Origin of the sequence: Hymenobacter miniatus, assembly GCF_016427455.1 — a bacterium.
Taxonomy (GTDB): Bacteria; Bacteroidota; Bacteroidia; order Cytophagales; family Hymenobacteraceae; genus Hymenobacter; species Hymenobacter armeniacus.
The window spans coordinates 1-26,302 of sequence record NZ_JAELXR010000008.1 but is presented as its reverse complement, the minus strand read 5'-3'; the positions used below and the strand labels follow the sequence as shown (position 1 = coordinate 26,302).

Genomic DNA, 26,302 nt, shown 5'->3' with positions numbered 1-26,302 from the left:
GTTGCTACTGCTCTTCCTTATTCCCGCCAAAGCGGAAACGCAGTATCCCCGTCGCCACCGAGTAGTACGGCGACTTGTCGCTGTAAAGTCCCAGCACGTCGCGCGTGCTGAAACCGGCCTCCCACACCGAAGTCACGAAGGTGATGCCCAGGGGCAGGTTGGTGCCGTAGCCGGCGCCGCCGCTCACGCCGCTGCTCAGGCGCACGCCGCTCACGGGCTTGAAATCGACGCCCACGCCCACAAAGGGCGAGGTGAGGTTGCCGGCCACTTTGTTGAGGGGCGTGGTCACGTCGAGGCCCACTTCCAGCAGGTTGCTCACGCGCATGCCCGCCCCAAAGCGAAACTTGCCCGGCAGGGCGGCCTTGCGCTCCTTGGCGGCTTCGTAGGTGAACAGGGTTTGCTTGTCGGTGTCGAACTGGTCGGCGAGGCTGCTGAAAATGTCGTAGGTGGTGGCGCCTTGCGACTGCAGCTGCTGCAGCCGCTGGTCGTTGGCCGTCACCACGTTGCCCGTCCAGGTCAGGCTGCCGAGGTCGGTGACCGAAGCGCCGAAGCGCAGGCCCTTGCCCGCTTCCACGGCCACGCCCAAATCGAACCCGTTGCCGCTGCCCACCGATTTGAACAGGCCCGATTCCCGCACGCTGTTGAAGTTGGGGTTGGCCGACAGCGCCCCGTAGTCGATGTCGAACACCGGCGAGAGGGCCGTGAAGGCGTAGAGGCTGCCGCTCTCAGCGCGCACGTCCACAATGCCCAGGCCCTGAATGTAGCGGTAGCCCGCGCCCACCGAGATGTGCAGGGCGTCTTTGCTGAGCACTTCGACGCCGTACGACAGGCTGTATTCGCTGGTAGAAGCCAGTTGAATGGACGTGCCGTCGAGCACCGTCGACACCAGCGGGGCGTTGGGGTTGGTGGGCGCGGGCGTGCTGCCGGTGTTGGGCGTGGGGTAATACTGCTTCACGATGGCCGCGTTCTGGCCGTTCACGAGGATGTCGGCCGCGTTGGGGTTCAGCCCCAAATGCAGGCTATTGCGCAGGCGGTTGCTGATGGCAATGCCACCCAGGCCATTGGGCAGGGTCACTGCCAGGCCCAGCGTGGTGCCGTCGAGGTTCACGTTGAGCACGTCGGGGCCCGAGAGGGCAGTCACCAGTTCGGTGCGCTGCCCGGGCGTCAGCGGCTGGCTGTCGCTGGTGATGATGTTTTTGAAGATGTCTTTGGTCAGGGTGCGCGACGCCGCGCCCGCCCCAAACTCGCCGATGGTGAACGACACCAGCGGCGCCCCAGACCGGCCCAGGTTGGCGGGGTTGATGCCGATGGCCTGGTAGCCCTGCGCGAAGGTGTTGATGACCCCGCCCCGGCCCACGGCCGAGAAGTTGCCCAATTCGGTTTGGGCCACTGCGGTGCCCGGCAAAGCCAGCCCCAGGGCCAGCAAAAAGTGGGGGAAAGATGCTTTCATTCAGAAGGCAAGAAAAAAGGTGGAGGGTTGGGAAGAGGTGGGAGGGGAAGAGCAGCAGCAAAAACCGGCCCCCGCCCCGAGCCGCCAACCGCAGTCGCCCAACCCGCCCACCGGGTCGGCCATTGCCGTTTGCTAGCGCAGACTGCCGAAACGTCCGTTCTTTGCCTGCGCAAGCTAGCGCCTACCCGTCAATATTTTGCCTCCCAAACGTCTTTCCGCCGCCGAATACGCCGCCGGCATCCGGGCCGGCTCCCGCACCGTGCTGGGCCGCGCCATCACGCTGGTCGAAAGCACCTTGCCCGCCGACCAGCGCCTGGGCCAAGAGGTGCTGCAGGCCCTGCTGCCGCACACCGGCCGCAGCCTGCGCGTGGGCATCACGGGCGTGCCCGGCGTGGGCAAAAGCACCTTCATTGAGGCCCTGGGCCGCTATCTGGTCGAAACCCGGGGCAAGAAGCTGGCCGTGCTGGCCGTGGACCCCAGCAGCCAACGCGGCGGCGGCAGCATCCTGGGCGATAAAACCCGCATGCCCTGGCTGGCGGCGCAGGGAGCGGCCTTCATTCGGCCCTCCCCGGCCGGGCGCAGCCTGGGCGGCGTGGCCCGTGCCACCCGCGAGGCCATGCTGCTGTGCGAAGCCGCCGGCCACGACGTCATTTTTGTCGAGACCGTGGGCGTAGGCCAGTCCGAAACGGCCGTGCACGGCATGGTCGACTTCTTCCTGCTGCTGCTGCTGGCCGGCGCCGGCGACGAGCTGCAGGGCATGAAGCGCGGCATCATGGAGATGGCCGACGCCCTGTGCATCACCAAAGCCGACCAGGGCAACGAGCAAGCCGCTCGCCGCGCCAAAGTCGATTACCAGAGCGCACTGCACCTGTTTCCGGCGGCCCCCTCGGGGCAGGTGCCGCCGGTGCTGCTCACGTCGGCGGTGAGCGGCACGGGGCTGGCCGAAGTGTGGCAGGCCATCGAAGGCTACGCCGCGGCCACGCAGCAGTCGGGCTACTTTGAGCAGCGCCGCCAGCAACAGCAGCTGCAGTGGCTGCACCAAAGCATCGTGCAGGAGCTGGAAGCGCGCTTTTATGCCGACGCCGCCGTGCATGCCCGCCTACCGGCCCTGCAACAGGACGTGGCCGCCGGAAGGATTACGCCCTTCGCGGCGGCCACTCAACTGCTGGACCTGACGGGCACGGCCGGGGCTACATCCCCGCGCTAGCCACCACGTTTTCGACGCGGCGCGTGGTGAGCTCGCGCACGGCGATGGTGGAGGCGCCGGGCGTTTTGCCGTCCACGTCCACGGTGTAGCGGTAGCGCTCGGGGCCCACCTGCATCATCACGGCGTAGCGGCCCGTGGGCAAATCATTGAAGCGCAAGCGCGTGCCGTAGGCAGGCACCCGGTGGGACTCGTTCAGCACCCAGCGGCCGTTGTCGAGGTGCACCACGCGCAGCACGATGGTCTTTAGTGCGGGGTTGTTGATGCGAACGCGCAGGCTTTCGCTGTCGGGCTGGCTTACCTGTACCGGTTCCTGGGCCAGCGTTTGGGCGTGGGCGGGACGGGCCAGGCCGAACAGGACCATCGCGCCAAGGAGTACGGGACGAGCGCCTTGGGCAGCGGCCGAAACCTGGGTGGCAAATTGTGCGGGGCGGAGGTTGGAGAGGAATTTCATGGTTTTTGCAGAAAAAAGGGTTGAGAAGGAAGCGAAGGACCGCCCCTGGGAAGCCGGCGCCAGCAGTGGCTCTTGTCCGGTTTTGAGCAACTGCTGCCCAAGGGTATTGAGAGTGATTCTATTTGCGTGCCAAACGCATAATTATTTGATAATCACTAAAATAAACAAACACTTCGCATGTTCAGCCGCTAAAAATCTGTCCGCTTCCGGGCACTTGTCCGCTTCCGGCCGCAGGGGGAGAGATTTTGTGGCAAGGCCCACCATTTTCATGCAGAATTAGCTCGGCGGCCTTGCAGGGAAGATGCGGGCGGTGGTGGGGCGGTTGCCTTGCCCGCTATTTTTTGGGGCCGCCGAAGTGGTGGTTTTCAAATAGCTTCGCCGCGTCGTAGTATCGGCCCGGTTTTCCTTTTTCACGTTCCTCAATTTGGTTTTTATGGCGTTTGCTGCTCGTTCGCCTTATTCTCGTTTGGCCCTGCTGGGCCTGCTCACGTTCACGGCCTTTGGCAGCCGCGCCCAAACCGGCGCAGGGGCGCCGCTGGCAGCACCTCGACCTGCAGGCCGACGGCGTGCCGGGCATCAGCGCCGACCGCGCCTACCGGGAGCTGCTGGCCACCCGCACCCCTGCGCCGGTGCTCGTGGCCGTCATCGACTCGGGCATCGACTCGACCCACCAGGACCTGAAGCCCACCTTGTGGCGCAAGCCTTCCGAAGTGGCCGGCAACGGCCTCGACGACGACAAAAACGGCTACGTGGACGACGTGCGCGGCTGGAACTTCCTGGGCGGCAAAGACGGGCAGAACATTGCCGTGGAAACGCTGGAACAAACGCGCATCGTGGCGCAGTACCGGGCGCAGTTTGAAGGCGCCAAACGCAAAAAGCTCTCGCCCGAAGACCAGGCAAAATTCGACCAGTACCAACGAGCCAAAAAGGCCTTTGAGAAAGCGGTGGACGCCGAGAACAAGGAGCTGGCCTACCTGAAGGAGGCCTTTGCCAGCAACACGTTTTCGTTTGGCAAGGTCAAGCAGGCCCTGAACGTGGCGGTGCTCGACACGGCGGTGCTGCGGCAGGCCATGGTTTCGCGGCCCGATGTGCCGAGCGCCAAGTCGTTGTACGCGTACCTGCGCCGCACCCATTTCGGCAGCACCGACGAGGAGCTGAAGGCGCTGGAAGAGGCCCTAAACCGCTCGCGCAACCGCGTCGAAAAAAGCCTCAACCCCGCCTACAACCCGCGCCCGCTGGTGGGCGACGACGTGAACAACCTCACCGAAACCGGCTACGGCAACCCCGACTCGCAGGGCCCCGACGCCAGCCACGGCACGCACTGTGCGGGCATCATTGCGGGGGTGCGCGGCAACCAGCTCGGGGCCGACGGCGTGGCCCCGGCCACGGTGCGCATCATGAGCGTGCGCTCCACGCCCAGCGGCGACGAGCGCGACAAGGACGTGGCCAACGCCATTCGCTACGCCGTCGACAACGGCGCCCAGATTATCAGCATGAGCTTCGGCAAAGACTTTTCGCCGAACAAGGAGCTGGTGGACGCGGCTATGCAGTACGCCGACCAGAAGGGCGTGCTGCTGGTGCACGCCGCCGGCAACAGCAGCCTCAACACCGACAAGGAGCAGAACTTCCCCTCCTACCGCTACCTCAACGGCCAGGACATTCCGAACCAGCTGACCGTGGGCGCCAGCAGCCGCCTCAACACCCCGGCCCTGACGGCCACGTTTTCCAACTACGGCCAGCAGACGGTGGATTTGTTTGCGCCGGGCGTGGACATCTACTCCGCCACCCCGGCCAACACCTACTCCACCTTCAGCGGCACGAGCATGGCGGCGCCGGTGGTGGCCGGCGTGGCGGCGGTGCTCAAGGCCTACTTTCCGCAGCTCACGGCCCTGCAGCTCAAGCAGATTATTCTGCAATCGGCGGTGCCGTACCACACGCAGGTATACAAACCCGGCACCAAGCAGCTGGTCGATTTTGCCACGCTCTCGCGCACCGGCGGCATCGTGAACCTCTACGAAGCCGTGAAGCTGGCGGATAAAATGACGACGCTGAAATAACGTCCTGCATTGCCGGAGCTGCCCCGCGCCTCCGCCCGCGGCTTACCCGCGCCGCGGCCGCAGGGCCAGGTAGTCGAGGTAATACAGCACCTTCACCGACACGTTGTTGTTGTGCGGCGTGTTGATGGTGTTGCTCAGGTTGTCGAAGTAGAGCGGCGTGGCGGCGTTGGCTTCGAAGAAAGACGCGCTGGCGTTTTTCCAGACGATGCTCACCTGCGAGCCCGGCGCAAACCACCACGAGTACACGGCGTCGATGTTGAAGGCGTTGAAGGTGTTGTCGCGGTTGCGCTGGTAGGCGGGCTCGGGCGTTTCCACGCCGTCGGGGCGCAGGCGCGCGAAGTCGCGGTAGTGCACGTTGCTCACGTAGTGCCGCAGCCGGATGTTGAACGACATGCGGTTGGTGAATGTGTATGTGCCGGAGGCCGTGTTGGTGAAGGTGGTGACGTGGCGGCGGCCCAGCAGCACGTCGCCCGCATCGCCGCCGAAGCTGGTGAGGAAGCCGTTGTCGTAGGGCAGGCTACCGTCGAGGCCGCCGGCGTAGCCAATCTGGTTCTGGTTGCGCTCCATGCTCAGCGCATAAATGAAGCTGAGCTGGTTGCTCACGCGGTAGCGCGGGCTCAAGGTGAGGGCCATGGAGTAGCGGCCGGTGCGGTCGCCATCGGGCGCAAACAGCCGCACGCCGCCGCTGATGTCGTAGGCGAACTTCTTGCGGTAGTCGGACGAAATGAAGCCACTCAGGCCGGTGTTGGCCGGCTTGCGCACGTAGTAGCGGCCCAGCGGCGCGCGGCGCGGGTCGTAGTAGTCGCGGGTGGTGGGGATGGCCGAAAAATCGACCCCCACGCTGAGAAAATTCTTGGTAAACGTGGTGTTGCCGCCCGCGTAAAATCCCAGGTCCTGGTACAGCGCGGGGCGCTCCAGCAGCGAGTAGCTCAGGTTGGCGTAGGTGTTCAGCCGGTTCACCTTCCAAAACGGCTTGTAGATGCGGTAGTTGGCGTAGAGGCTCTGCGAGATGTTGTTGTTGCCGAAGAGCAGGCCCAGGTCGTTGGGGTTGTAGCTGTGCGACTCGATGCCGTGGTCGGCGCCCCAGGTGAAGTTGCCCGAGATTTTGTTGAAGCCCACGTAGTACTTGTAGCCGTCGCGGTCAGCTACTTCCTCGTTGCGGCCGAATACCTGGCCGCGGCGATTCGAATACACCACGCCTCCGTTCACGGCGTAGGTATTCTTCTGGTTGGCAAGACGAAACAGGGCACTGGTCACGTTGGCGTCGTAGGTCTGGCCGGCGCGCGTCACGTTGGTGTTGATGAGCGAGACGTAGGAGTTGTTCTTCAGGCTCTGGTCGAGCACCACAATGTTGTAGTTCGAAAACGGCTGAGTCAGCACGTCGCGGCGGGCGCCGCTGGTGCTGTCCTGCACCGTGGCGTACACGTCGTTGCTGATGGCGTTGAACACCCCAATGCCCAGCCCCTTGCTGGTACGGCCCGATACTTTGGTGGCATTGAGCAGGCGCGTCACGCCCGGGTTCTGCACAATGAACTCGCCGCCCGTGCGGCTGCCGTCGAACTGCCGGGTACCGGTGCGCAATTGCCCGCTCACGCCGCCAAAGCCAATGGGCGTGGCCCCCACCCTTCGGGAGTAAAACAGGTTGCCTTTGTTGAACAGCTCAGTGCCCTCCGTGAAAAACGCCCGGTTTTCGTTGTACTGCACCTCGAAGGGCGAGAGGTTGAGCACTTGGTTGTCGCTCTGCACCTGCCCGAAGTCGGGCACCAGGGTGGCGTCGAGCGTGAAGCTCTCGTTGATGCCCCACTTCACGTCGGCGCCGCCGTTGAAGCTGGTGGTGGTGTTCTGCTTGCCCTGCTCGTTGAAGGGGTAATGGTTGACGTAGGTGCTCACGTAGGGCGTGAGCGAGAGGCGCAGCGGCGGCTTCAGGTCCTTCAGCCCGGTCAGCTCGCCCCACTGGTTCACGAAGCCGCTCACCTGGGGCTTCACTTCGTTCCAGAAAAACTTCTGCCGGCTGGCCCGCCGCTGCCGCCCAAAATTGAGCCCCCACACCTGCTCCGGGGCTTTGCTGAAGCGAATGGCGGAATAGGGAATGCGCAGCTCGGCCACCCAGTCGGTGCCGTGCAGGGCCGTGCGCGAGTCCCACACGGCGTTCCAGCTGCCGTCTTCGCCGTTGGCCGGCGACTGGCGCATGTCAACCTGCACCCCGCCCGACGTCACGATGAACTCGTAGCCGTTGAGGTGGTCGTTATAAGTATCCACAAACACCCCGAACCAGTCCGAATTGCCAATATTGTCGCGGTTGCTGAGCTCGCGCAAAATCGAGTCCTGCGCCATGTCGTGCATCGTGGCACCCACGTAAATGGCGTTGTCGTCGTAGAGTACGCGCACTTCGGTGGGGTATTTTTCGGGGCGGCCCGGCGTGGGCTCCAGCTCGGTAAACTGCGTGGCCACGGGCGCCGACTGCCACACGGCCTCGTCGAGCACGCCGTCGAGCTTGGGCGCCGCGCTGATGCGCACGGCCTGCAGCTGGCGTTTGGGGGCAGGGGCTGTCGCCCCACTGGCAGCCGGCGCGGCGGGGGCCTGTCCCCGGGCTACGCCCATTCCCAACATCATTCCCCAAAACACCAATAAAAAGCGGTACATAAACCCGTTTCTCTAAAAAAAAATACTTGCGAAGAGGCCAACAGATGCCGCCAGGGCCAAATAGTTGCTTGTAGCGCAGAAAATGTTGCTCCTTGAGCTTCGGCCCGGCTCGGACGCAACAAGGGCCGGCTTCCCGCGGGGAAGCCGGCCCTTGTTGCGTCTAAGTAGCCCTGAGCTACTTAGTCAAGCGAAATGCTCATGTTGTAGTTGCTGCCTTCGCGGGCGCCCATCAGCTTGCGGTACTTGGCGGCCACGTCGTCCGGCTGCTTTTTGCCGTTCACCGTGAGTCCCGACGCGTTGAGCTGCAGCTGGAAACTCTTGTCGTCGGCGCCAATCAGGCCATCTTTGCGCAATTCGCTCCGCAACGCTTCCGAATCGACGCGGGGCGGCGCGGGCGGCGGCGGCGACATGGGTGCCGGTGGCGCCATCGGAGCCGGCGGCGCCAGCATCGCGCCGGGGGCCTGCGGCGCGCGGGGCGGGCGCGGCGGCCGGGGTGGCCGCGAGCCGTCGCTGTCGCGGAACGTCGACTGGCTGCCGTTGCGGTTGATGGTCATCGACCCGGTGGGGCCCATTTTGCGGCCGGGGTGGGTGGCTTCGTACAGCTTCAGGTATTTCTGAAACACCTTTTGCGGCTGCTCTTTGCCGTTCACGGTGAGGCTGCTGGCCGTGAGCCGAAGCTGGAAATTTTCCCGGTCCTTAATCAGGCCATCTTTCAGTAGCTGGTCCACCAAGGCGTCGTCCTGCTCGCGGCGGCGGTCGGCCCGCTCCCGTTCCCGGTCAGCGCGCTCCCTTTTTTCTTCCCAAATGCGCTCGCGCACTTCCTCGCGGCGCACCCGCTCATCTTCCTGGCGGTCGAGTATCTCCTGCTGCCGGTCACGCTTTTCTCGCTGCCGGTCCACCAGGGCCATTTGCTGGTCCTGCAGCTCCTGCTCGCGGTCACGCAGCTGCTGGGCCATCTCCTGGTCGTCGGCCCCGCTCAGGCGCAGGCGTCGGGTCGAAGAAGCTTCGTCGAGCTGCCGGAGCTGGGCCTGCACCTTGCTCAGGCCCTGTCTGATGCGCTTGCGCTGCTCGGCGCTCAAGCCCTTGGCGGTGCTGGCGTCGCGCAGGGCGCGCTCGGCGCTGCGCAGGGCTTCGCGCTGGCCCTCATCGTCTTGCAGCGAGCCCTGCGCCGTGCCCGGCTGCAGGCGGTAGACGCGGCTCAGCGAGCTGCCGGGGGCTAGCTTCAACCGCTGGAAACTCCGGCTGCCGTTCAGCGTCAGCGGCTGAAACGACTGGTTGCGCAGGGGCTCCAGTTCCTGCATCTGGTACCGAAAGGTTTCGCCGGCCCCGGCGCTGCGCTCGAACAGCCGCCGCTGGGCATCGGCGTCGCTGCGGTACACGAAGACCCGCGCGTCGGGCGCCGTCGGCATTGGCACAATCTGCACCAGCTGGTCCTGGCCGTCGCGGTCCTGCTTGGCCTTGATTTTGAGCTTGCTCTTGCCGGTTTCGGTTTCGATGCGCTGGCCGTTCACCACAAGGTCGGTCACCCGGCCCTTTTTGTCTTTGGTGATGACCACCGTGCCGGGATTGCCAACGTACGGCAGCGGGGCCAAGGGCGGCAGGCTGCGGCTGGCGCGGCGGTCCCGGCGGCGGGGCCGCGGCCGGTCCTGGTCGGAAGCGTCGACGTTCCGGTTCACGGTGATTTCGCGGCGCTCCTCCGTCGGCTGGTTCACGGTGGCCGTGGTGGTCGTTGTCGTGGTAGCGGTGTTTTTCACGCGCTTGGTGGTGTCGGCGGCGGCTTGGGGCGCGGCGGGGCCGGTCTGCCAATCGGCCACCGAAGCGGCGGGCCGGGCCAACGGACCGGCCAGGGCCACGCTGCTGCCCAGCAGCCCCAGGCCACCCAGCACCAGCGCCCCGGCCATGAAGCCCTCGGCCAACGTGGGCGCGGCCGGGCGGCGCTGCACCAAGCGGCGCACCCGGTTGAGCAGGGCGCCCCGGCCGCTCATGGCCGCCAGCGCCAGGCGCGGCGCAGTGGGCACCACGGCGCTCTGGCTCCATTCGGCCAGGGCCGTGAGGGCGCGGGCCAGCCGCAGCGAATCGCCGCCGCACAGGGCCGTGGCCGTGTCGTCGCAGCAGTTTTCGCGCTCAGTGCGCACGCACCTGCCCATAAACCACACCGCCGGGTGGTAGAAAAACAGCGCTTCGGCCACCGTTTGCAGCAGGTTCACGAGGTAGTCGCGGCGCAGCACGTGCGCCAGCTCATGGGCCAGAATGGCTTCCAGATGCGCCACCGACAGGCCCGCCACCGCGCCCAGCGGCAGCAGTATCACGGGGCGCACGTGGCCCACCACCAGCGGCACCTGCACCAGCGCCGACTCCAGCAGCGCCACCGGCCGCCGCAGGCCGCTACGGGCCGAAATGGCGGCCAGCCGCTCCTGCCAGGCCGCGCTCACGGCCCGCACCCGGTAGCGCTTCAGGCGCTGCACATACAGCAGGCCGCCCAGCATGCGCAGACTCATGGCCAGCAGGCCCAGCAGCCAGCCCACCACCAGCAGCGGCAGATGCTTGTCAAAATAGCCCAGCCCAGCCACCAGCCAATTCGGCGAAACCGCCCGGGCCACATCTGCGACCGCCTGTGGGCCGGCCGCGGGCGCCGTGCTGCGGGCGCCGGCTTCCACAATCGGCAGCGGGGCAGCCGTGGCTGCGCTTACCCGGGTCGGGGCTTCTGCCTGCCGCAAGGGCAACTGCGAAACCTGCACGGCGGCGGGCCAGCCCTTTTCGCCCTTCACCGAATCGGCCCGGAAATACAACCCAAACGTGATGCCGGCCAGCGCCACCATCATGCCCAACGCTCCGGCCGAGGCCGCGTAGCGCACTTCGGCCCGCTGGCGGCGCAACAGCAGGAGCGCGCCGGCCAGCACGGCCGCCACCAGCGCCCCCTGCCACAGCGAGTGCAGCAGCGTCCAGCCCAAGGCCCGCGTCAGCGCGGGCGAAACGAAATTCTCAAGCGCGGTCATCGTCGTCGGGGTTAGGGGTGGAATTTTGGATTTCAATGTCGTTGAGCAGGCGGCGAATCTGGGCCAGTTCGTCGGCCGACGTCTGGCGGCTGCCCAGGGCCTGCATCACCAGCTTCAGGGCCGAGCCGCCAAAGGCCGCGTCCACGAACTTATCGAGGAGCAAACCCTGGGTTTCCTGCTCGCGCACCGCGGCCCGGTACACGTGGCTGCGGTCGGCGGCGTCGCGCCGCACCAAGCCTTTTTCCAACATCAGCTGCAGGATTTTGAGCGTGGTGGTGTAGCCTACTTCCGCCTGGCGGCGCTGGCTGAGGCTGTCGTTGATGGCGCGCACGGTGGCGGGCCCGTGCTGCCAGAGCACGTGCAGGATTTCCAGTTCGGAATCCGTAGGTTTGGGGGGCGGGGCTTTGCTCATGCTGCGGAAACGTGAGGTTACTACGAATTATTTCGTAGGATACAGCAAAGGTGTTACGAATAGTTTCGTAGTTGCAAGCAACACCTACGAAATAATTCGTATAACGAACCAGCACACTGTTAACACCTTGTCAAACAAGATATTAATTTTTTATTCTTAGAGGATAAAACGCGTACGAGCAATGCGCCTTGTGGCTATTCGGCCGGACCGGCTGCCGGGCGCCGCTTGGCCAGCGTGACGCGGGCGCGGTGGCAAATGCCGCCCAGCGGCGGGTTAAACTTGCTCACGCTCACCTTCACTTTGCGCACGTGTGGCAGCTCGGCCATGATGCGGTCGAGCACGCGGTGGGCCACGTGTTCCAGCAGCCGGGCGGGGGCCCGCATTTCTTCGGCCACCAGGCGGTAGAGCACTTCGTAGTTCACGGTTTGCTGCAGCTTGTCGGAAGCGCCGGCCGCCAGCAAATTGGTGCTGATGTAGAGGTCGACGCCGTACTTATTACCGATTTTCTGCTCCTCGTCGTAGTACCCGTGGAAGGCAAAAAACTCCATGCCTTCAAGTGCAATCTGGCCCATGTGGTGAGGGGTAAGGTGGTGGGGTGAGGGTGCCGCACCGCAGGCAAATCAGCCATGCGGCACGGCAAAGGTCCGCCACAAAAAAGAAAGCCCGTCCTTTCGGACGGGCTGTTCAGCTAACCTGGGCAATACTGCATCCGGGAACTCGCGCAAAACGAACTTCGGTGCGGCCAGTTAGTAGGCTAGATTTCGTCGAAGAAAGACTTCTCTGCCACCGCAGCTTCGGCCGTTACCGGGGCTTCGGCGGTGGTGGGGGCAGCCGCGGCCATGCCGGGGTGCGTCATGGGCTGGGGCTGGGTGATTTCGGGCCGGTCGGGGCCAACGGGGCGAATGTCCGGGGCGGTGGGTTCCACGCGCGGGGCGCCGGGCTGGGGCACCTGCGAGGGCGCGGGCTGCTCGATGTTGGGCGCGGGCGAAATGCCGGGGTTTTCGGCGGGCGCGTTGGGGCGTTCGATGTCGGGGGTTGGGGCCGTGCCGGGGTCGGGCTGCTGGCCGGGCTTGGGGTTGTAGCCGGTGGGCTGGGCGGCCTGCTCCAGCTGCTCCTGGGAGCGGCTGCGGGCGCTGGGCGCGAAGGCGGCCGGCGTGGCCGCAGCTACGGCAGCAGCGGAAGAAACGGACGAGGCGGAAGTGACTTGCATGGCGGGCGTGGGCTCAGGGGTGGCGTCGGCGGCCGGTTCTTTGGGCCGCTCCACGTGTACGCGCGCGGCGCGGGAAAGGATGGCCGCCGTGCCGCCCTTGGGCCGGTTGCGGGCCTTTTCCACCTTGTCGAGGGCATCAGACGCCAGGTGGTGCAGGTCGCGCACCAGGGTGTCGAGCTGCTGCTCCAGGCGCTGGCACTCCTGGCCGAGGCCGGCCACTTCGCGCTGCATGTCGGCCACCGTTTTTTCGGCCTGCTGGTAGGCCTCGTCCACTATCGTGCGGGCCCGCTGGCGGGCGTCGTTGAGGATGGTTTCGGCCTGAAACTGGGCTTCGCGGATGCGCAGGTCGGCGTCGCGTTGGGCTTGTTCGGTGATGTTGTTGCTGGTGTCCTCGGCCGTTTTCAGGGTGCGGTAGAGGCTGCTTTCCACTTCGCGCATCTTCTGCACGTCCTGCTGGGCGTGCTCCAGCTTGAGGCGCAGCTCGCGGTTTTCGTCGCCCATTCGCTCCCACTGCTGCGAAATGGTGTTCAAAAAGGCTTGCACCTCGTCCTTGTCAACCCCGCGAAAGGATTTTTCAAACGTTTTCTGGCGGATATCGAGGGCGGTGATTTTCATTTTTCAGTTAACAGTTATCAGTGAGCAGTTAACAATTCAGAAGAATAACGTGAATGCGAAGCAGGTTTTCTGCTAACTGTTCACTGATAACTGCCAACTGTCAATTGCCAAACCGCCAAGCTGCGGTCGTCGCTACACGAAACTAGCCGGTTTTGGTTGCCCGGCCAAACCAACCGGTTCACCGACGTGCCGTGCCCGGCCGACCGCACCCGGTCGAGCACGCGCAGTAGCGTCAGGGTGGCCGCGTCCCAGAGCTTGATGCTCTTGTCGAGGCTACAGGAAGCCAGAAATTGGCCATCCGGGCTAAAGGCCAGGTGGTTGATGGTGTACATGTGGGCGGGCACGGTGCCGGCCAGCGCGTAGCCGGCGGCCACGTCCCAGGTGCGAATCTGGGCGTCGCGCCCGGCCGTGAGCAGCCGCGCGCCATCGGGCGAGTACGCCACCGAAAACACCGAATTGGTGCTTTCGCCCAGGGTGAATTTGGTTTCCAGCGAGTCCAGGTCCAGAATGCGGGTCAGCGCATCGGAACTGCCCACGGCCAGCTCGCCGCGGCCTTCGTGCAGGGCCAGGCAGCGCAGGCTTTTGTCGGCGAGGCGCAGGAGTTTCTCCAGCCGAAAGTCGGGCAGGACCAGCACGGCCAGCGTGCCGTCGCCGAGGGCCACGTACAGGCGCTGCCGGCTTTCCGAAACCACGATTTCGAAGATGGCCACCGGGGGCAGGGCCGTGGCGTGCGCCAGCTTGCGCCCGGCCAGGTCGATGGCCTGAATGCCTTGGAAATTGTGCCCCAGCACCAGCATGTTGAGGTGCGGCAGGTGGCGCAGGGCGTACACCGAGTTTTCGACGCGGGCCAGCAGCTCGCCGTCGCGCGTGGGCTCGGCGGCGTCCCAGGCCACCACCATGCCATCGGCGCTGCCCGAGTAGATGGTGCTGCCGCTCCCCAACGTGAGGGCGTACACCGCGTCGCGGTGGCCGGCCAGGGTGGCTATTTTGGCAACGGGGGGACGGAAAATTTCTGACATACGGGCCCTGCAAAGGTAGCTTTGTTTGGAAGTAGGGCCGCTCCGTCGTCCCTGCCATCTCTCCCCGCCATGCCCCTGCACTCCCTCCAGCGCCTCTCCCCTACCGCCCTGCTGGGCCTGTGGCACCTTAGCGAAACGCCCGCCGACCTGTGGCCGCTGCTGCCCCGGGCCGAGGCGTACCGCGCCCTGCTGCCCGCCACCGCCGACGGCAAGCGCCAGGCCCAATGGCTCGGCGGGCGGGTGCTGATACACCGGCTGCTGGCCGAAGCCGCCCCGGCGGTGGCCGCCGCAGTGCAAGTGCACAACGACCCAACCGGCCGGCCCTGGCTGGACGGCCCCGGCGCCGAGTTGACCGTCTCGCTCTCGCATTCGGGCGCCTGGGTGGCGGCCATTCTGGCCCAGGGCGGCCGGGCGGGAATCGACATCGAGGAAATTCGCGACAAAGCCCAGCGGCTGGCCAGCAAATTCCTCGCCCCGGCCGAATGGGCCGCCGCCCAGGCCGCCTGCACCACTGCGGCCGAGGCCAGCACCCACTACACCTTGCTCTGGAGCGCCAAAGAGACGCTCTACAAGCTGGCCGCGCAGCGGGGCATCATTTTTAAAACGCAGCTTTTGCTGGGCGAATTCGAGCCGCGCGCAGCCGGCCACATCCCCGCCACGCTGGTACTGAGCGACTTTGAGACGCGGCACTGCATTTGCTATTCCCAACCGTCGCCGGGCTACGTGCTCACGTATTGCCACGAGTCGCCGGCGTAGGCCCCGGCCCTTACATTTGATTTCGTTAACCCGTTTGCCATGTCTTTCCGCCGAATTTCTATACTCGCTGCCGTGGCCCTGCTGGCCGTGACGCTGGCCGTGGGCGTGGCCCGTGCCCAAACCGGCCCCACCGTGGCCGATTTCACCCTCAAAACCGCCGCCAACGCCGACGTATCCCTCAAGAGCTACGCCAACGACAAGGCCGTGGTGGTGGTGTTTCTAAACCCGGCCTGTGCCTTTTCGCGCCTCTACCAGGAGCGGCTGGCCTCGCTCAGCAGCAGCTACCGCAGCCGGGGCGTGCAGTTTCTGTTCATTAACGTGCCCATCAACCTCGACGCGCCCGGCACCGCCGCGCCCGGCGAAGTGGAGTTGCCCACCCTCACCGACGCCAGCCAGCAAGTGGCCAGCCTGCTCGGCGTGAGCAAAACCGCCGAGGCCGTGGTGCTGCAACCGGTGGCCGGCGGCTTCGCCATCCGCTACCGCGGCGCCATCGACGACAACCCCCAGGTGGCCAGCAGCGTGCAACAGTATTACCTCAAACAAGTGCTCGACAACGTGCTGGCCGGCCGCCCCGCCGGCGTGGAAGACAAGCGCGCCGCCGGCTGCCTGATTAAGCGGTAAGGGAGGGCCATCCGCGCCGCCTGTCATTGCGATAAGGCACGACGAAGCAATCCGTCCTGTCAAAACCAGACACTTTTAAGACGTGAAAAGCCCCGGCACTGCGCAGTGCCGGGGCTTTTATTTGAGTTTGTCACATAGCTAGGCTTATCGCTGAGAACAGGACGGATTGCGTCGCTGCGCTCGCAATGACAAGACGTCTGGCTGCTACTCCAGGATGCTCAGCAGCACGGCCACTTCGGCGGCTTTCACGGGCTCCTGCAGCTTCTCGAAGCTCATTTGCAGGTTGCGCAGGGCGCGGCGCACGATGTCGATGTTGGAGCAGGGCTCGTAGAACATCGGGTTGGAGGAGATGTTGAGCTGGCTCACGTAGTGCTCGATGTCGGTGCGCGAGAGCACGAGGCCGCGGTTGTAGCAGTTGATGTAGAACGGCTCGGCGCCCTTGAGCTCGGGGCGGAAGGTGAGCACGAACAGGTTGGGCAGGTTCACGCCGAACACCGGCAGGTTGAGCCGCTGGGCCACCAGCAGGTAAATCACGCACAGCGTGAGCGGGTTGCCGCGCTTGGTTTCAATCACGCGCTGCAGCATGGAATTGGCCGGCGAGTGAAAGTGCTGGGTGTTGGCTGCGAACTTGTGCACCCGGAACATGATGTAGTTCAGGGTCTGCACCTGGTCGGCGGGGTGCATGTCGGGGCGCAGGGCCGTCCAGGCCTCGAAGCGGAGCTGCTCGATGGCGCGGTTCAGGGCCTGCAGGTCGGCATCGGGATATTGATACGTGTTCAGCAGCCACATGCCTTCCAGCAGGTCGGTAGCGCCGGCTTCGCGCCACACTTTCAGGCGCTGCTGCAGCCCTTCAAACTGCAGGTGGTGAATCAAATCCTCCAGCCGCTGCTGCTGCTGCCCGTCGAGGGTTTCTTCCCACGACTCTTCCAGAAACGGAATGATGCTCTCGCCGAGGTTCTGGATTTTGTCCTGAATCTGGGGCGCGATTTCCGGGTCGTCGAGCAGCGAAATGAGGGCTTTAATTTCTTTGTTGGTCATTGCAGAAGAAGGCACGGCAAGGCAAATTAACGCTCAAAAGCGGGTTGGTGGGCCAAACCGGGCGAATTTCTGCAACACAACCGCTAGCGGAACAAGTTCGTTTTGGCCAGCTCCAGCAGCTCGCTGCCGCGGCCGTTCATCAGGGCCCGCACCGCGTACAGCCCGAAGCCCTGCGCTTGCTTCCGGTCGATGCTCGGCGGCATGCTCAGTTCCTGGCGCTTCACCACGGCGTCGACTAGCGCCGGCCCGTCGTGGGACAGGGCCTCGCGCAGCACGCCTTCGAGCTGGCCGGGGTCCTGCACGCGGTAGCCTTTCAGCCCCGCGGCTTCGGCCACGGCCCCAAAATCGGGGTTGTCGAGCGCGGTGCCGTAGTCGAGCAGGCCGGCGGCTTTCATTTCCAGCTCCACGAAGCTGAGGGCCGAATTGTTGAACACAATGATTTTGACAGGGATTTTGTGCTGGCGAATGGTCAGCAGCTCGCTCAGCAGCATGGCCACGCCGCCGTCGCCGCACATGGCAATCACCTGCCGGCCGGGCTCCACCAACGCCGCGCCGTAGGCCTGCGACACCGCATTGGCCATGCTGCCGTGCACGAAGGAGCCGATGAGCCGGCGCTGGCCGTTCATGGTCAGGTAGCGGGCCGCCCAGATGGTGGGCGTGCCCACGTCGCAGGTGAAAATGGCGTTTTCGGCGGCCAGCTCATCCAGCAAGCGGGCCACGTGCTGCGGGTGCAGGCTGGTGTCGCCGGCCTCGCCGGTGGCCAGCTCGGCGAGGTGGGCGCGGTCGTCGCGGTGGCGCTGCTGGGCTTCTTCCAAATGCCCGGAGCCGGCGCGCGGCGTGAGGTGCGGCAGCAGGGCACGCAGGGTTTCGGCCACGTCGCCCACCAAGCCAATTTCGACGCGGGTGCGGCGGCCAATGTGCTCGGGGCGGGTGTCGACCTGCACCACGCGGGCATCTTCGGGGAAAAACTGGCGGTAGGGAAAGTCGGTGCCCAGCATCAGGATGGTGTCGGCGTCCATGAGGGCGTGGTAGCCGGCGGGCATGCCCAGCAAGCCCGTCAGGCCCACGGCGTAGGGGTTGTTGGGCTCCACGAACTCCTTGCCACGCAATGACTGCACCACAGGAGCCTTCAGTGCCTCGGCCGCCAGCAGCAGCTCGGCGTGCGCCCCCGCACAGCCAATGCCGGCCAGAATGGCCACTTTTTCGCCGGCATTCAGCAACGCCGCCGCTTGTCGAATGTCGGCCTCGGCGGGGCGAGCTGTGCTGTGGCGGCCCAGGGTGGGCAGGCGCACCTCGGGCGCGTCGGTTTCGAGGTAGGCCACGTCGCCGGGCAGCACCACCACGGCCACGCCGCGCTGGCCCAGGGCGGCCGCCACAGCACTTTCGATGGTGCGCACGGCTTGCTCTGGCGTCGAAATCAACTCGCAGAAGTGGCTGCATTCCTTAAAAATTCGCTCCGGGTGCGTTTCTTGAAAGTAGCCGGTGCCGATTTCCACGCTCGGAATCTGGGCGGCCAAGGCCAGCACCGGCACGCGGCTGCGGTGGCAGTCGAACAGGCCGTTGATGAGGTGGGTGTTGCCGGGCCCGCAGGAGCCCGCGCACACCGCCAAATCGCCGGTGAGGTGGGCCTCGGCGCCGGCGGCAAAGGCGCCGCCTTCCTCGTGCCGCACGGCAATGAATTCCATGCCCTCGCGGGTGCGAATGGTGTCGGTAATGCCATTCAGGGAGTCGCCCACTACGCCAAAAACGCGCTTGACGCCGGCGGCCTGCAGGGTATCGACAATGATTTCGGCGACGGATTTCTGGGGCATTGTTTTCAGCGTTTGGGACAAGGGCAGTACGTAAAAACAAGAAGCCCGGCAGTGGTTGCCGGGCCTTTTTCCGCTGCCTGCCGAGGTACAACCCTTTAATCCTGCTGCGAAGGCAGCTGCTCCGTCGCCGGCGCCGTGCTGCGGCGGGCCAGCTTGTAGGTGAAGGCCAGCACCACGTTGTTTTTGGCCGAGGTGATTTGGGGAATGAACTGGCCGGCTTTGAAGGCCGGCAGGTTGTAGTTGGCCTGGTTGACGAAGCCCAGCTGCACCACGACGTGGGCGCTGACCTGGTAGCCGATGCCGCCGTACATGCGGTTGCGCTCAAAAACCGGCCCTTTCGGGTTCAGGAAAATTTCGTCGTAAGCCGAGAGGAAGACCGTGCCGGCCGTGATGGTCTTCTTGTTGAGCGGGTAAAACGCGTTGAGCCGGTACCGAAACCGCTGCCGAAACGCGCTGCTGTCGTCCCGGAAATCAAACCAGCGCTGCTCCAAGCGGTAGCGGTGCTCCAGCTTCAGGCGCTTCGAGTATTGCGTGAGCGCCAGCTGCTCCCAGAGGCGCCGCTCGGTGTTCAGGGGCCCGGCCCCGAGGTCTTTGTAGTCGGAAGTGGCGTAGCGGCCGCCGCCCAGCAGCACCGTGAAATTGGGGTCGATGTCGTAGCTCACGCCCGCTTTCAGCTCGTTGTAGAAGTACTCTTGGAACACGCCGTTGGTGCGGGCCTGCGCTTCGGCGTAGGCGCCCCAGCGGTGCTCGGCGGTGCCCGGCAGCTGCACCGTGGCAATAAACCAGCTGCCCCAGGGCTGCGTGGGGTTGGCGGGGGTTTGGGCCTGGGCGGCGGCGGCGCCCAGCAGCAAAGCCGGCAGCACGGCCGCCACAAAAGAATTCTTCATCAACAACGGGGCGCGAAAAGCGCGCGAATTGCCCATCGTTCGGGCCCGCAAAGCTACCTCATAATCCAAAAGGCCGGCTACGCACCAACCCAAGGGTTGGCCCACAACCGGCCTTTTTATGCAGAAAAAGATGAGAAAAGCTTACTCCCGGTGCTGGCCCAAATTGCGCAGCCCGCCGCCCGTGACGGTGGCCCGGGCGCTGTCGCCGAACTGCGTGCGCAAGGTGCCCACCACACCGGCTTCCAATTGCAGCTCGGCCTGGCGCTGCACGCTGAGGTCGGCGGCTTGAATGCGGTTGCTGTTGGCAATGCGCAGCGCCGAGCGGCTGCCGGGGCGCTGGCCGGCCTCGGCCCGCAGGTAGCCCAGGCGGTTGCCGGCCAGCGTCACGTGCGCGCCCAGGTCCTGGCGCACCACCAGGCTGTCTTGGGCAAAGCCCTGCACCAGCACCGTGCGGTCGTAGCCGGGTTGCTTGTCGACGTGCACTTTGCCTTTTTCCACGTACGTGGCACTGGCCGTCAACAGGTTGAGCTGAGGGCAGCTGATGGCCACCACGCTCTGCCGCGGGCCCAATGACGCCTCGCCCTCCGGGAAGGCCAGCGCAATGCTGAGGCGGGGGCCGCGCTGGGTCACTTTCACGTACGGCTGGGCTTCCTTGCTGACGCGCACGGCGTAGGGGCCGGACGTTATTTTCACGCCCATCAGGCTGGCGGCCTGCACGTCGATTTCGGTGAAATCTTTCAGACTCAGCGCGACGGTATTGCTCGTGGGGTTCTTGTAGGCGCCGGTTTTGTATTGGGTGCGCAGGGCCATGTTGAAGGCGGAGAGGGAGCCGAGGAGCAGCAGCAGCGCCGCCGCCAGCCATTTGTTACTGGTTTTCATGTCCGTTGGAAGTTGCGGTGGCGGGGGAAAGGGCGGCCATTTGCTCGGCCTTGAACTCGGTGTAGCGCTGCTCTAATTCTTCGAGGCTGATGTCGAGCAGGAAAATGGTTTTGAACAGCTCCGGCAGCTCCTGTTGCAGAAAGCGCGCCCGCCGGAACTGCTTCACCTTCGCGTCGGCGGCGGGCGCCACGAAGAAGCCGATGCCGCGCTTGTTGTACACCACGCCCTGGTTTTGCAGGAATTCGTAGGTGCGCATCACGGTGTTGGGGTTCACTTGCAGCTCGCCGGCCAGGTCGCGCACGGACGGGATTTTGTCATCGGGCGGCCACTTCCGGCGCAGGATGTTTTCGCTCACGTACCCGGCTATTTGCAGGTAGATGGCTTCGTTGTCGCGGAATTCCATCAAGAAGGGGGTTAAAGCTGCTTTTCGGTGAGCCGGAAATACGTGGCGCCCCAGAGCAGCGCGCCCAGGCCCAGCGGCACCCACCCGAGCCAGCGGGACTGGGCGGCCGGCAAGCGCAGCGTGTAGAAGTTGCTGCCTTCCGAAATCACCGGGTTGGCAAACAGCGTCGCGAATTTCATATCGGGCGTGATGAACAGGCGCAGCGCTTCAAAGTTGAGCAGCACCAGCCCGGCCAGCAGCAAAAACAACACAAAGGCGGTGCGGATGAAGTGGGTTTTCTCGAAGTACATCGCGCCCAAAAACCACACCCCGTGCAACATGGCCAGCACCGTGACCACCCAGCTCAGCACGTGCCAATCGCCCAGCACGTTCACCAATTCCGGGGTTTGGCCCGGCCGGGCGGCGGTGTACAGCACCAGGGCATCAATCAGGTAAAAAATGCCCGTGTAGGCCAGCACAAACAGGGGCAGCGAGCACAGCCAGGCCACCAGGTATTTCTCCAAGTGCGAGGCGGGCAGCAGCAGCGCCACCGTGGCCTGCCGCTTCTCGCCAAACTGCGAAAACACCGTGCTGGTGAACATGATGTTGGCAATCAGCAGGAACACCATGTACAGCTCCTGCTGCCCTTTGGGGCTGACCACGCCGTCGCTCAAAAACGCCATGATGCCCAGCAGCAGCAGGATAAAGCCCGCCAGCACGCCCGCGGCCATGCCGTAGCCGGGCAGGTGTTCGGTGGTGTGCCGGCGAAACAAGCGCGCAAACCGCGGCAAACTGAAGTGTTGGTTACTGGACGGCTGCATGGCGGGGCTGGTTTAAGTAAGTGTGCAGGGCGCCGGCGTCGGCGCCGGTGAGGGCATTGAAGAGCAATTCCAAATCGACGCGGCTGTACGCGCCGGTTTCGTTGGGCCGGATGGCCACCGGGCCGCGCACCGACGCGCCCACGTGGAAAGCGCCCGGCGCTTCGGCCGCTGCGCCCGTGGCGAAGGTGAGCCGCTCGGCCAACTGGTCGATTTCCCGATTGAGCACGATTTCGCGGTCGTGCACCACCACCACGGTGTCAATCAGGCTTTCCAGGTCGCGCACCTGGTGGGTCGAAATCACCATGCAGCGCTCCTCGGTGAGGGCCGAGGCCAGCAGCTTGCGAAACTGCACCTTGCTGGGGATGTCGAGGCCGTTGGTGGGCTCGTCGAGCACCAGCAAGCCGGTGTTGGCGGCCAGGGCGAAGGCAATCATGAACTTCTTCTGCTGGCCGTGCGAAAACTTGTTGAGCTTGGCGCCGCGCGGCACTTCCAGCTCTTCCAAATACGCATACAGCTCCGCGGTGCTGAAGCGCGGGTAAAACCCGGCCGTGTGCGCCACAAACTGCTCGGCCGTGAGGGCCGGCGTGTACACCTCCTCGGGCAGAAAAAACAGGTCTTCCAGCACCGCGGGCTTGCGGGCGGCGGCGGGCTGCTCGTCAATCAAACACGTGCCCGACCACGGGAAGGCCAGCCCCACAATGTTCTTGAGCAGGGTGGTTTTGCCGGCCCCGTTCTTGCCCAGCAGCCCGTAGATGTGGCCGCGGTCGAGCGAGAGGTTGAGGTTCTGAAACAGCGGGACCCGCCGGGAGTACCCAAAATCGAGGTTTCGGATGCGCACCATGTGCTTGTTTGTTTTAGTGCACTAATCATCTAGTACACCGCAAACATACAGCGCTTATTTCGGACTCTGCAAGATTTATTTTTCATTCCGCGAAAAAATGTCTCGCCGTTTCCAAGAGCTTCTGGCTTACCTCTTGCTCAAAAGCTGGCGAGAATTGCGTTGCGCCGTTCGTCGTGCGCCGCTTCCGTGATGAGGCCCTGGTCCAGCAGGCTTTTCAGGGCGCGCAGTTCAACCAGCGTGGCGTTGGGCCCGAGCACCGGGCCGGGCTTGGGCTTCCGGCCAAAAGCGGCCAGCCGCTGGCGCCGGGCGCAGTGGCTACAGGTATCGCCCCGCCCTACGTGCCCGCGTTCGCAATACTGGCTTTCCATGAATTATCGAGTTCAAACCAAACCCAAAGGTCCGATGGGGCTTGAAAATGGCGCAAAGGCCAAAAATTTCTTTTTCTTTGGCCGTTGAAACCAGCCCTTTTTTCGTGCCTCGCCTTCCTCTACCCCTGCAAGCCGCTCTGCGCGAGGCCGTGGAGGCCCGTTTCGGACAGCCGCTGCGCTACCCCAGCCACTGCGACGCCCTCGAGCTGGAGCTGCAGCAAAACGCTGCTACCGCCGGCCGGCGCCTGAGCCCCAGCACCTTGCGCCGATTTTTCGGCCTGGTGGAGAAAGACGGCGGCTACCACCTGCACACCCTGGACACGCTGGCCCGCTACGCCGGCCACGCAGACTTCGCCGCCTTTGGCCAGTCCGTTTCGGGCATGGCCCTGCGGGAAAACGCCGCCCCCGGCCCTGCCATCACCACCGACATTCCCGAGCTGCTGGCCATGGAGCAGCTGGCGTACCCCGAGCGCCTGCTGCTAGGCTATTTCCTGGGCCGCATCACGCGGCCGGCCCGGCCCGGCGGGGCCGCCTCGGCGCTGGCCCTGCGGCTGGCCGCCCACCCGGCCGGCCAGGAGTTCTACGTGGAATCGTTCGTGGACCTGGCCCACCTCACCGGGGCCTTTGGCGAAGTGCTGACCACCTACCTGCAACACAAGCACACGCCCGAAGCCCAGCTTTTCGGGAACGCCGCCCTGTTTCTGGCCGAATTCCTGGCCGGGGAAGAGCCTGCCTGGCGTCGGCGGCTGGCGGTGGTGCGGGCCCTGCCCGTGCCGCCCGAGGTGCATGCTTTTCCCCGGGGCCGGCGGGCATTTGCCGAAATCGTAACCGCCTGGCACGATGCGCCCGACCACGTGGTGCCGCCCCAACTGTTGGAGAGCGTCCGGGCAGAGGCCGCCGCCGTGCCGCGCACGGTGGTACCCCAGGGGCCGCTGCCGGCGTTCTACAACCTGTTTCCGGCCGGCTACCACTTTTTCGTGGCCGAGGCACTGTTTCTCACCGGCCAGTTTCCGGCGCTGCTCGACTGGCTGGCCTTCACCAACCAGGAATTTCCCGAGCTGGCCTGGCTCGAAACCAACGTATTCGACCAGCTGCTGCGCGCTTTCCGGGCCGTGGCCGAATTGCGCACCGGCCTCATCAGTGCCAGCGCCCCACACCTGCACTCGCTCTTCAACCTGGAAACCAACAGTTGGCTGCTCGACTACTTCCAGGTACACATCTGGCTGGTGGAGCTGCACTTCGCCATAGGCAACGATGCCGCCGAAGAAACCCGGCTGCGCAGCCACATCCAGGAGTTTGCGGCGCAGTACCGCATGCCGTTTTTTGAAACGGTAGCTGAGCGGATTGGTGCGAATTGAGCTGTTGTTGCCTTTTCTCAGTGGCATTCACAAGCCCGCGGTAAGCTAAGCGATAGACGATGGCGGCGGTTTTATTTGTGCCGTTGTAGCCGGCCAAAAGGTAAAGGGCCTGCATCATGCTACTGATAGGATTTCAGCATATCGTCAGGGCTCTGTATAATTCTGCCATCTGGGAATGCTGCCAAAAACTGACGCCCCAGCGCTTCATCCCGAAAATTTAATAGCGTGAAGGAGCTGTCGAAGGCTATTATTTCGATTTCGGAACCTGCTAGCTGAAACATCTCTGGCTCCGACCAGATTCGCCGGTTGCCGTCAGCATAAGGCACTTTTTCATGCGTCAGAGTTGGAACAACGCCAGCTACTCCGCAGAAAACGCCCCACACCACTTGGATGGCTTGACCAGCAAACGTGTCATACAATTCTTTTCCAGACACCACGGTATAGCCTGATTCCGAACTATCTGACTGCGTTTGCCAAGCATCAATCAGCGGTGACCAATCTCCCAGAGTCCAACACTGCAGGTTGGTAACTAGCCAGTTCAGGCTTTCTATTTGCTTTCGGAGCGGAATCAGCAGCGCGCCCAAGTTTGTTTGATAGCCCTCTTCTAAAATTATGGTCATCACACCTGAATAACCCCCACATTATACGCTTTCTCAATCGGCGCGTGATTGGCCGCCGCAATGCCTTCGGAAATGACTTTGCGGGTTTCCAGCGGGTCAATCACGGCATCGACCCAGAGGCGGGCCGCGGCGTAGTAGGGTGAGAGCTGCTCTTCGTAGCGGGCCTTGATGCGGTCGAGCAGTTCCTTTTCGGCTTCGGGGGTGATGACTTCGCCCTTGGCTTTGAGCGAGGCTACTTGGATTTGCAGCAGCGTGTTGGCGGCCGCGGCGCCGCTCATGACGGCTAGCTGGGCCGTCGGCCAGGCCACGATGAGGCGCGGGTCGTAGGCCTTGCCGCACATGGCGTAGTTGCCGGCGCCGTAGCTGTTGCCCACGATGACCGTGAACTTGGGCACCACCGAGTTGCTCATGGCATTCACCATCTTGGCGCCGTCCTTGATGATGCCGCCCTGCTCGCTCTGGCTGCCCACCATGAAGCCCGACACGTCGTGCAGAAACACCAGCGGGATGCGCTTCTGGTTGCAGTTCATGATGAAGCGCGCCGCCTTGTCGGCCGAGTCGGAGTAGATGACGCCGCCCATCTGCATGCCGGTTTTCTTGCTCTTCACAATCTTGCGCTGGTTGGCCACGATGCCCACCGCCCAGCCATCAATGCGCGCCAGCCCGCAGATGAGCGTCTGGCCGTACAGGTCCTTGTAGGGCTCGAACTCGGAGTTATCAACCAAGCGGTTGATGATGTCCATCATGTCGTAGGGCTTCACCCGGTCGGCGGGCAGCAGGCCGTAGATTTCCTGCTCGTCCTGCGCCGGCTTGGCCGGGGCCACGCGGCTGAAGCCGGCCGAGGCCTGCCCGCCCATCTTGTCGAAGATGTTGCGAATGTGCGTCAGGCACTCCTCGTCGGTGTCGAACTTATAGTCCGTCACGCCCGAAATTTCGGAGTGCATGCTCGCGCCGCCCAGCGCCTCGTTATCAATGCTCTCGCCGATGGCCGATTTCACCAGGTATGAGCCCGCGAGGAACACCGAACCCGTGCCGTTCACTATCATAGCCTCGTCGCTCATAATGGGCAAATACGCCCCACCGGCCACGCAAGGGCCCATGATGGCCGAAATCTGCACAATGCCCATGCTGCTCATCACCGCGTTGTTGCGGAAGATGCGGCCGAAGTGCTCTTTGTCCGGAAAAATCTCGTCCTGCATGGGCAGGTACACGCCGGCCGAATCGACGAGGTAAATGATGGGCAGCTTGTTTTCAATGCTGATTTCCTGGGCCCGCAGGTTCTTCTTGGCCGTGATGGGAAACCAGGCGCCGGCCTTCACGGTGGCGTCGTTGGCCACCACCACGCACTGCCGCCCGGCCACGTAGCCGATGACGACTACCACGCCGCCGCCGGGGCAGCCGCCCTCCTCCTTGTACATCCCTTCGCCCGCAAACGCGCCGATTTCGACCTGCGCCGCGCCCTTATCGAGCAGGTACTCAATCCGCTCGCGGGCGGTGAGCTTGCCTTTGGCTTTGTGGGCCTCAATGCGCTTTGCCCCGCCGCCGAGGGCCACTTTCTGGAGCTTTTGGGTGAGGTTGAAGCTGAGCTGCTTGAGTTGGTCTTCGTTGCGGTTGAACTCGACGTTCATAAAAAGAGCGGTGGGATTTTGGGTGGGAATGGGCGCAAAAAAATCCGCCCGGGGGCGGATTTCAAAGGTACGGCGCGTTTGAGTGTGGGGCAGTTGACCGTCGTGGCGGGGGGGGGCCGGGGGTTTCCGGCGCGCCCCGGGGGGGGGGGCTGGGTTTCCTCCGCCGCGGTTTCCCCTCCGGTTTCTTCTTGGTTTCCGTGGGGGGGGGCGGGGGGGGGTTCCTCTCCGGGTT

At 64.4% G+C, this 26,302-nt stretch carries 23 protein-coding genes; 5 read left to right on the top strand and 18 right to left on the bottom strand.

All coding sequences use genetic code 11. From position 1 onward, the window contains the following. Positions 1 to 4: 4 nt before the first annotated feature. Positions 5 to 1,450 carry a DUF5723 family protein gene (locus JAO73_RS13565; protein ID WP_198977551.1) on the bottom strand — a complete coding sequence of 482 codons (1,446 nt, stop codon included), beginning with the start codon at positions 1,448 to 1,450 and terminating at the stop codon, positions 5 to 7. Positions 1,451 to 1,646: 196 nt separating this feature from the next. On the opposite strand from JAO73_RS13565, the gene meaB reads away from it, so the two are divergent. Beyond that, complete coding sequence (gene meaB, locus JAO73_RS13560; protein WP_198977550.1) at positions 1,647 to 2,657, top strand: methylmalonyl Co-A mutase-associated GTPase MeaB; 1,011 nt, start codon at positions 1,647 to 1,649, stop codon at positions 2,655 to 2,657. Here the strand turns inward: meaB and JAO73_RS13555 are convergent. Next, complete coding sequence (locus JAO73_RS13555; protein ID WP_190927736.1) at positions 2,641 to 3,108, bottom strand: hypothetical protein; 468 nt, start codon at positions 3,106 to 3,108, stop codon at positions 2,641 to 2,643. The genes meaB and JAO73_RS13555 overlap by 17 nt on opposite strands. Positions 3,109 to 3,608: 500 nt before the next feature. Between JAO73_RS13555 and JAO73_RS13550 the strand changes: the two genes are divergently transcribed. Beyond that, a complete protein-coding gene (locus JAO73_RS13550; protein ID WP_198977549.1) occupies positions 3,609 to 5,165 on the top strand; it encodes a S8 family serine peptidase in 1,557 nt (518 codons plus the stop codon). A gap of 42 nt (positions 5,166 to 5,207) precedes the next feature. Here JAO73_RS13550 and JAO73_RS13545 read toward each other — a convergent pair whose 3' ends face one another. The 6 genes from JAO73_RS13545 to JAO73_RS13520 all read right to left on the bottom strand — a co-directional run bounded on the left by JAO73_RS13545 (position 5,208) and on the right by JAO73_RS13520 (position 14,060). Then, positions 5,208 to 7,808 (bottom strand): DUF5916 domain-containing protein, encoded by a 2,601-nt coding sequence (locus JAO73_RS13545; RefSeq protein WP_198977548.1) that lies wholly within the window; start codon positions 7,806 to 7,808, stop codon positions 5,208 to 5,210. Positions 7,809 to 7,987: 179 nt separating this feature from the next. Next, positions 7,988 to 10,804, bottom strand: a complete 2,817-nt coding sequence (locus JAO73_RS13540) for a M56 family metallopeptidase (RefSeq protein WP_198977547.1) — start codon at positions 10,802 to 10,804, stop codon at positions 7,988 to 7,990. Then, positions 10,791 to 11,216: a BlaI/MecI/CopY family transcriptional regulator gene (locus tag JAO73_RS13535; RefSeq protein WP_198977546.1), complete on the bottom strand. Its 426-nt coding sequence runs from the start codon at positions 11,214 to 11,216 to the stop codon at positions 10,791 to 10,793. The genes JAO73_RS13540 and JAO73_RS13535 overlap by 14 nt, the downstream gene beginning before the upstream one ends. A 194-nt stretch (positions 11,217 to 11,410) precedes the next feature. Next, positions 11,411 to 11,788 carry a dihydroneopterin aldolase gene (gene folB, locus JAO73_RS13530; protein WP_190927745.1) on the bottom strand — a complete coding sequence of 126 codons (378 nt, stop codon included), beginning with the start codon at positions 11,786 to 11,788 and terminating at the stop codon, positions 11,411 to 11,413. Positions 11,789 to 11,970: 182 nt separating this feature from the next. Continuing rightward, a complete protein-coding gene (locus JAO73_RS13525; protein ID WP_198977545.1) occupies positions 11,971 to 13,041 on the bottom strand; it encodes a DivIVA domain-containing protein in 1,071 nt (356 codons plus the stop codon). A gap of 80 nt (positions 13,042 to 13,121) precedes the next feature. Beyond that, a complete protein-coding gene (locus JAO73_RS13520; protein WP_198977544.1) occupies positions 13,122 to 14,060 on the bottom strand; it encodes a WD40 repeat domain-containing protein in 939 nt (312 codons plus the stop codon). A gap of 69 nt (positions 14,061 to 14,129) precedes the next feature. Here JAO73_RS13520 and JAO73_RS13515 point away from each other — a divergent pair, with 69 nt between their 5' ends. Together JAO73_RS13515 and JAO73_RS13510 are read left to right on the top strand one after the other, a co-directional pair. Beyond that, positions 14,130 to 14,816, top strand: a complete 687-nt coding sequence (locus tag JAO73_RS13515) for a 4'-phosphopantetheinyl transferase family protein (RefSeq protein ID WP_198977543.1) — start codon at positions 14,130 to 14,132, stop codon at positions 14,814 to 14,816. 39 nt (positions 14,817 to 14,855) lie between these two features. Continuing rightward, positions 14,856 to 15,437, top strand: a complete 582-nt coding sequence (locus JAO73_RS13510; RefSeq protein ID WP_190927754.1) for a redoxin domain-containing protein — start codon at positions 14,856 to 14,858, stop codon at positions 15,435 to 15,437. A 204-nt stretch (positions 15,438 to 15,641) separates the two neighbouring features. Here the strand turns inward: JAO73_RS13510 and JAO73_RS13505 are convergent, their stop codons facing one another. The 8 genes from JAO73_RS13505 to JAO73_RS13470 form a co-directional block, all read right to left on the bottom strand. Beyond that, positions 15,642 to 16,475, bottom strand: coding sequence for a transglutaminase-like domain-containing protein (locus JAO73_RS13505; RefSeq protein WP_190927757.1), 834 nt, complete (start codon positions 16,473 to 16,475; stop codon positions 15,642 to 15,644). Between the two features lie 83 nt (positions 16,476 to 16,558). Then, complete coding sequence (gene poxB, locus JAO73_RS13500; protein WP_198977542.1) at positions 16,559 to 18,286, bottom strand: ubiquinone-dependent pyruvate dehydrogenase; 1,728 nt, start codon at positions 18,284 to 18,286, stop codon at positions 16,559 to 16,561. A 95-nt stretch (positions 18,287 to 18,381) separates the two neighbouring features. After that, entirely contained in the window at positions 18,382 to 19,173 is a 792-nt protein-coding gene (locus tag JAO73_RS13495; RefSeq protein ID WP_198977541.1) for a DUF2490 domain-containing protein, read from the bottom strand. Between the two features lie 141 nt (positions 19,174 to 19,314). Beyond that, on the bottom strand, positions 19,315 to 20,052 hold the full coding sequence (locus JAO73_RS13490) for a hypothetical protein (protein WP_198977540.1): 738 nt from the start codon (positions 20,050 to 20,052) through the stop codon (positions 19,315 to 19,317). Then, positions 20,039 to 20,455 (bottom strand): GntR family transcriptional regulator, encoded by a 417-nt coding sequence (locus JAO73_RS13485; protein ID WP_198977539.1) that lies wholly within the window; start codon positions 20,453 to 20,455, stop codon positions 20,039 to 20,041. The genes JAO73_RS13490 and JAO73_RS13485 overlap by 14 nt, the downstream gene beginning before the upstream one ends. Before the next feature lie 11 nt (positions 20,456 to 20,466). After that, positions 20,467 to 21,255, bottom strand: coding sequence for a hypothetical protein (locus JAO73_RS13480; RefSeq protein ID WP_198977538.1), 789 nt, complete (start codon positions 21,253 to 21,255; stop codon positions 20,467 to 20,469). Then, entirely contained in the window at positions 21,239 to 22,096 is an 858-nt protein-coding gene (locus JAO73_RS13475) for an ABC transporter ATP-binding protein (RefSeq protein WP_198977537.1), read from the bottom strand. Before JAO73_RS13475 ends, JAO73_RS13480 begins: the two co-directional genes overlap by 17 nt. Before the next feature lie 137 nt (positions 22,097 to 22,233). After that, positions 22,234 to 22,464: an SHOCT domain-containing protein gene (locus JAO73_RS13470; RefSeq protein ID WP_198977536.1), complete on the bottom strand. Its 231-nt coding sequence runs from the start codon at positions 22,462 to 22,464 to the stop codon at positions 22,234 to 22,236. A gap of 104 nt (positions 22,465 to 22,568) precedes the next feature. On the opposite strand from JAO73_RS13470, the gene JAO73_RS13465 reads away from it, so the two are divergent. Then, positions 22,569 to 23,822, top strand: coding sequence for a hypothetical protein (locus JAO73_RS13465; RefSeq protein WP_198977535.1), 1,254 nt, complete (start codon positions 22,569 to 22,571; stop codon positions 23,820 to 23,822). A gap of 119 nt (positions 23,823 to 23,941) precedes the next feature. Here JAO73_RS13465 and JAO73_RS13460 read toward each other — a convergent pair whose 3' ends face one another. After that, the gene (locus tag JAO73_RS13460) at positions 23,942 to 24,442 is read right to left on the bottom strand and encodes a hypothetical protein (RefSeq protein ID WP_198977534.1); all 501 of its coding nucleotides are present in this window, start codon (positions 24,440 to 24,442) and stop codon (positions 23,942 to 23,944) included. Further along, a complete protein-coding gene (locus JAO73_RS13455; RefSeq protein WP_198977533.1) occupies positions 24,442 to 26,070 on the bottom strand; it encodes an acyl-CoA carboxylase subunit beta in 1,629 nt (542 codons plus the stop codon). The genes JAO73_RS13460 and JAO73_RS13455 overlap by 1 nt, the downstream gene beginning before the upstream one ends. Positions 26,071 to 26,302: the final 232 nt, after the last annotated feature.

Excerpts from the sequence above, each read along its gene's own strand:
- JAO73_RS13540 (WP_198977547.1), bottom strand. The coding sequence starts at position 10,804 with ATGACCGCGCTTGAGAATTTCGTTTCGCCCGCGCTGACGCGGGCCTTG.
- JAO73_RS13525 (WP_198977545.1), bottom strand. The coding sequence starts at position 13,041 with ATGAAAATCACCGCCCTCGATATCCGCCAGAAAACGTTTGAAAAATCC.
- JAO73_RS13455 (WP_198977533.1), bottom strand. The coding sequence starts at position 26,070 with ATGAACGTCGAGTTCAACCGCAACGAAGACCAACTCAAGCAGCTCAGC.
- JAO73_RS13475 (WP_198977537.1), bottom strand. The coding sequence starts at position 22,096 with ATGGTGCGCATCCGAAACCTCGATTTTGGGTACTCCCGGCGGGTCCCG.
- JAO73_RS13485 (WP_198977539.1), bottom strand. The coding sequence starts at position 20,455 with ATGGAATTCCGCGACAACGAAGCCATCTACCTGCAAATAGCCGGGTAC.
- JAO73_RS13535 (WP_198977546.1), bottom strand. The coding sequence starts at position 11,216 with ATGAGCAAAGCCCCGCCCCCCAAACCTACGGATTCCGAACTGGAAATC.
- JAO73_RS13495 (WP_198977541.1), bottom strand. The coding sequence starts at position 19,173 with ATGAAGAATTCTTTTGTGGCGGCCGTGCTGCCGGCTTTGCTGCTGGGC.
- poxB (WP_198977542.1), bottom strand. The coding sequence starts at position 18,286 with ATGCCCCAGAAATCCGTCGCCGAAATCATTGTCGATACCCTGCAGGCC.
- JAO73_RS13520 (WP_198977544.1), bottom strand. The coding sequence starts at position 14,060 with ATGTCAGAAATTTTCCGTCCCCCCGTTGCCAAAATAGCCACCCTGGCC.
- folB (WP_190927745.1), bottom strand. The coding sequence starts at position 11,788 with ATGGGCCAGATTGCACTTGAAGGCATGGAGTTTTTTGCCTTCCACGGG.
- JAO73_RS13480 (WP_198977538.1), bottom strand. The coding sequence starts at position 21,255 with ATGCAGCCGTCCAGTAACCAACACTTCAGTTTGCCGCGGTTTGCGCGC.
- JAO73_RS13510 (WP_190927754.1), top strand. The coding sequence starts at position 14,856 with ATGTCTTTCCGCCGAATTTCTATACTCGCTGCCGTGGCCCTGCTGGCC.
- JAO73_RS13565 (WP_198977551.1), bottom strand. The coding sequence starts at position 1,450 with ATGAAAGCATCTTTCCCCCACTTTTTGCTGGCCCTGGGGCTGGCTTTG.
- JAO73_RS13470 (WP_198977536.1), bottom strand. The coding sequence starts at position 22,464 with ATGGAAAGCCAGTATTGCGAACGCGGGCACGTAGGGCGGGGCGATACC.
- JAO73_RS13505 (WP_190927757.1), bottom strand. The coding sequence starts at position 16,475 with ATGACCAACAAAGAAATTAAAGCCCTCATTTCGCTGCTCGACGACCCG.
- JAO73_RS13555 (WP_190927736.1), bottom strand. The coding sequence starts at position 3,108 with ATGAAATTCCTCTCCAACCTCCGCCCCGCACAATTTGCCACCCAGGTT.
- JAO73_RS13490 (WP_198977540.1), bottom strand. The coding sequence starts at position 20,052 with ATGAAAACCAGTAACAAATGGCTGGCGGCGGCGCTGCTGCTGCTCCTC.
- JAO73_RS13545 (WP_198977548.1), bottom strand. The coding sequence starts at position 7,808 with ATGTACCGCTTTTTATTGGTGTTTTGGGGAATGATGTTGGGAATGGGC.
- JAO73_RS13460 (WP_198977534.1), bottom strand. The coding sequence starts at position 24,442 with ATGACCATAATTTTAGAAGAGGGCTATCAAACAAACTTGGGCGCGCTG.
- JAO73_RS13515 (WP_198977543.1), top strand. The coding sequence starts at position 14,130 with ATGCCCCTGCACTCCCTCCAGCGCCTCTCCCCTACCGCCCTGCTGGGC.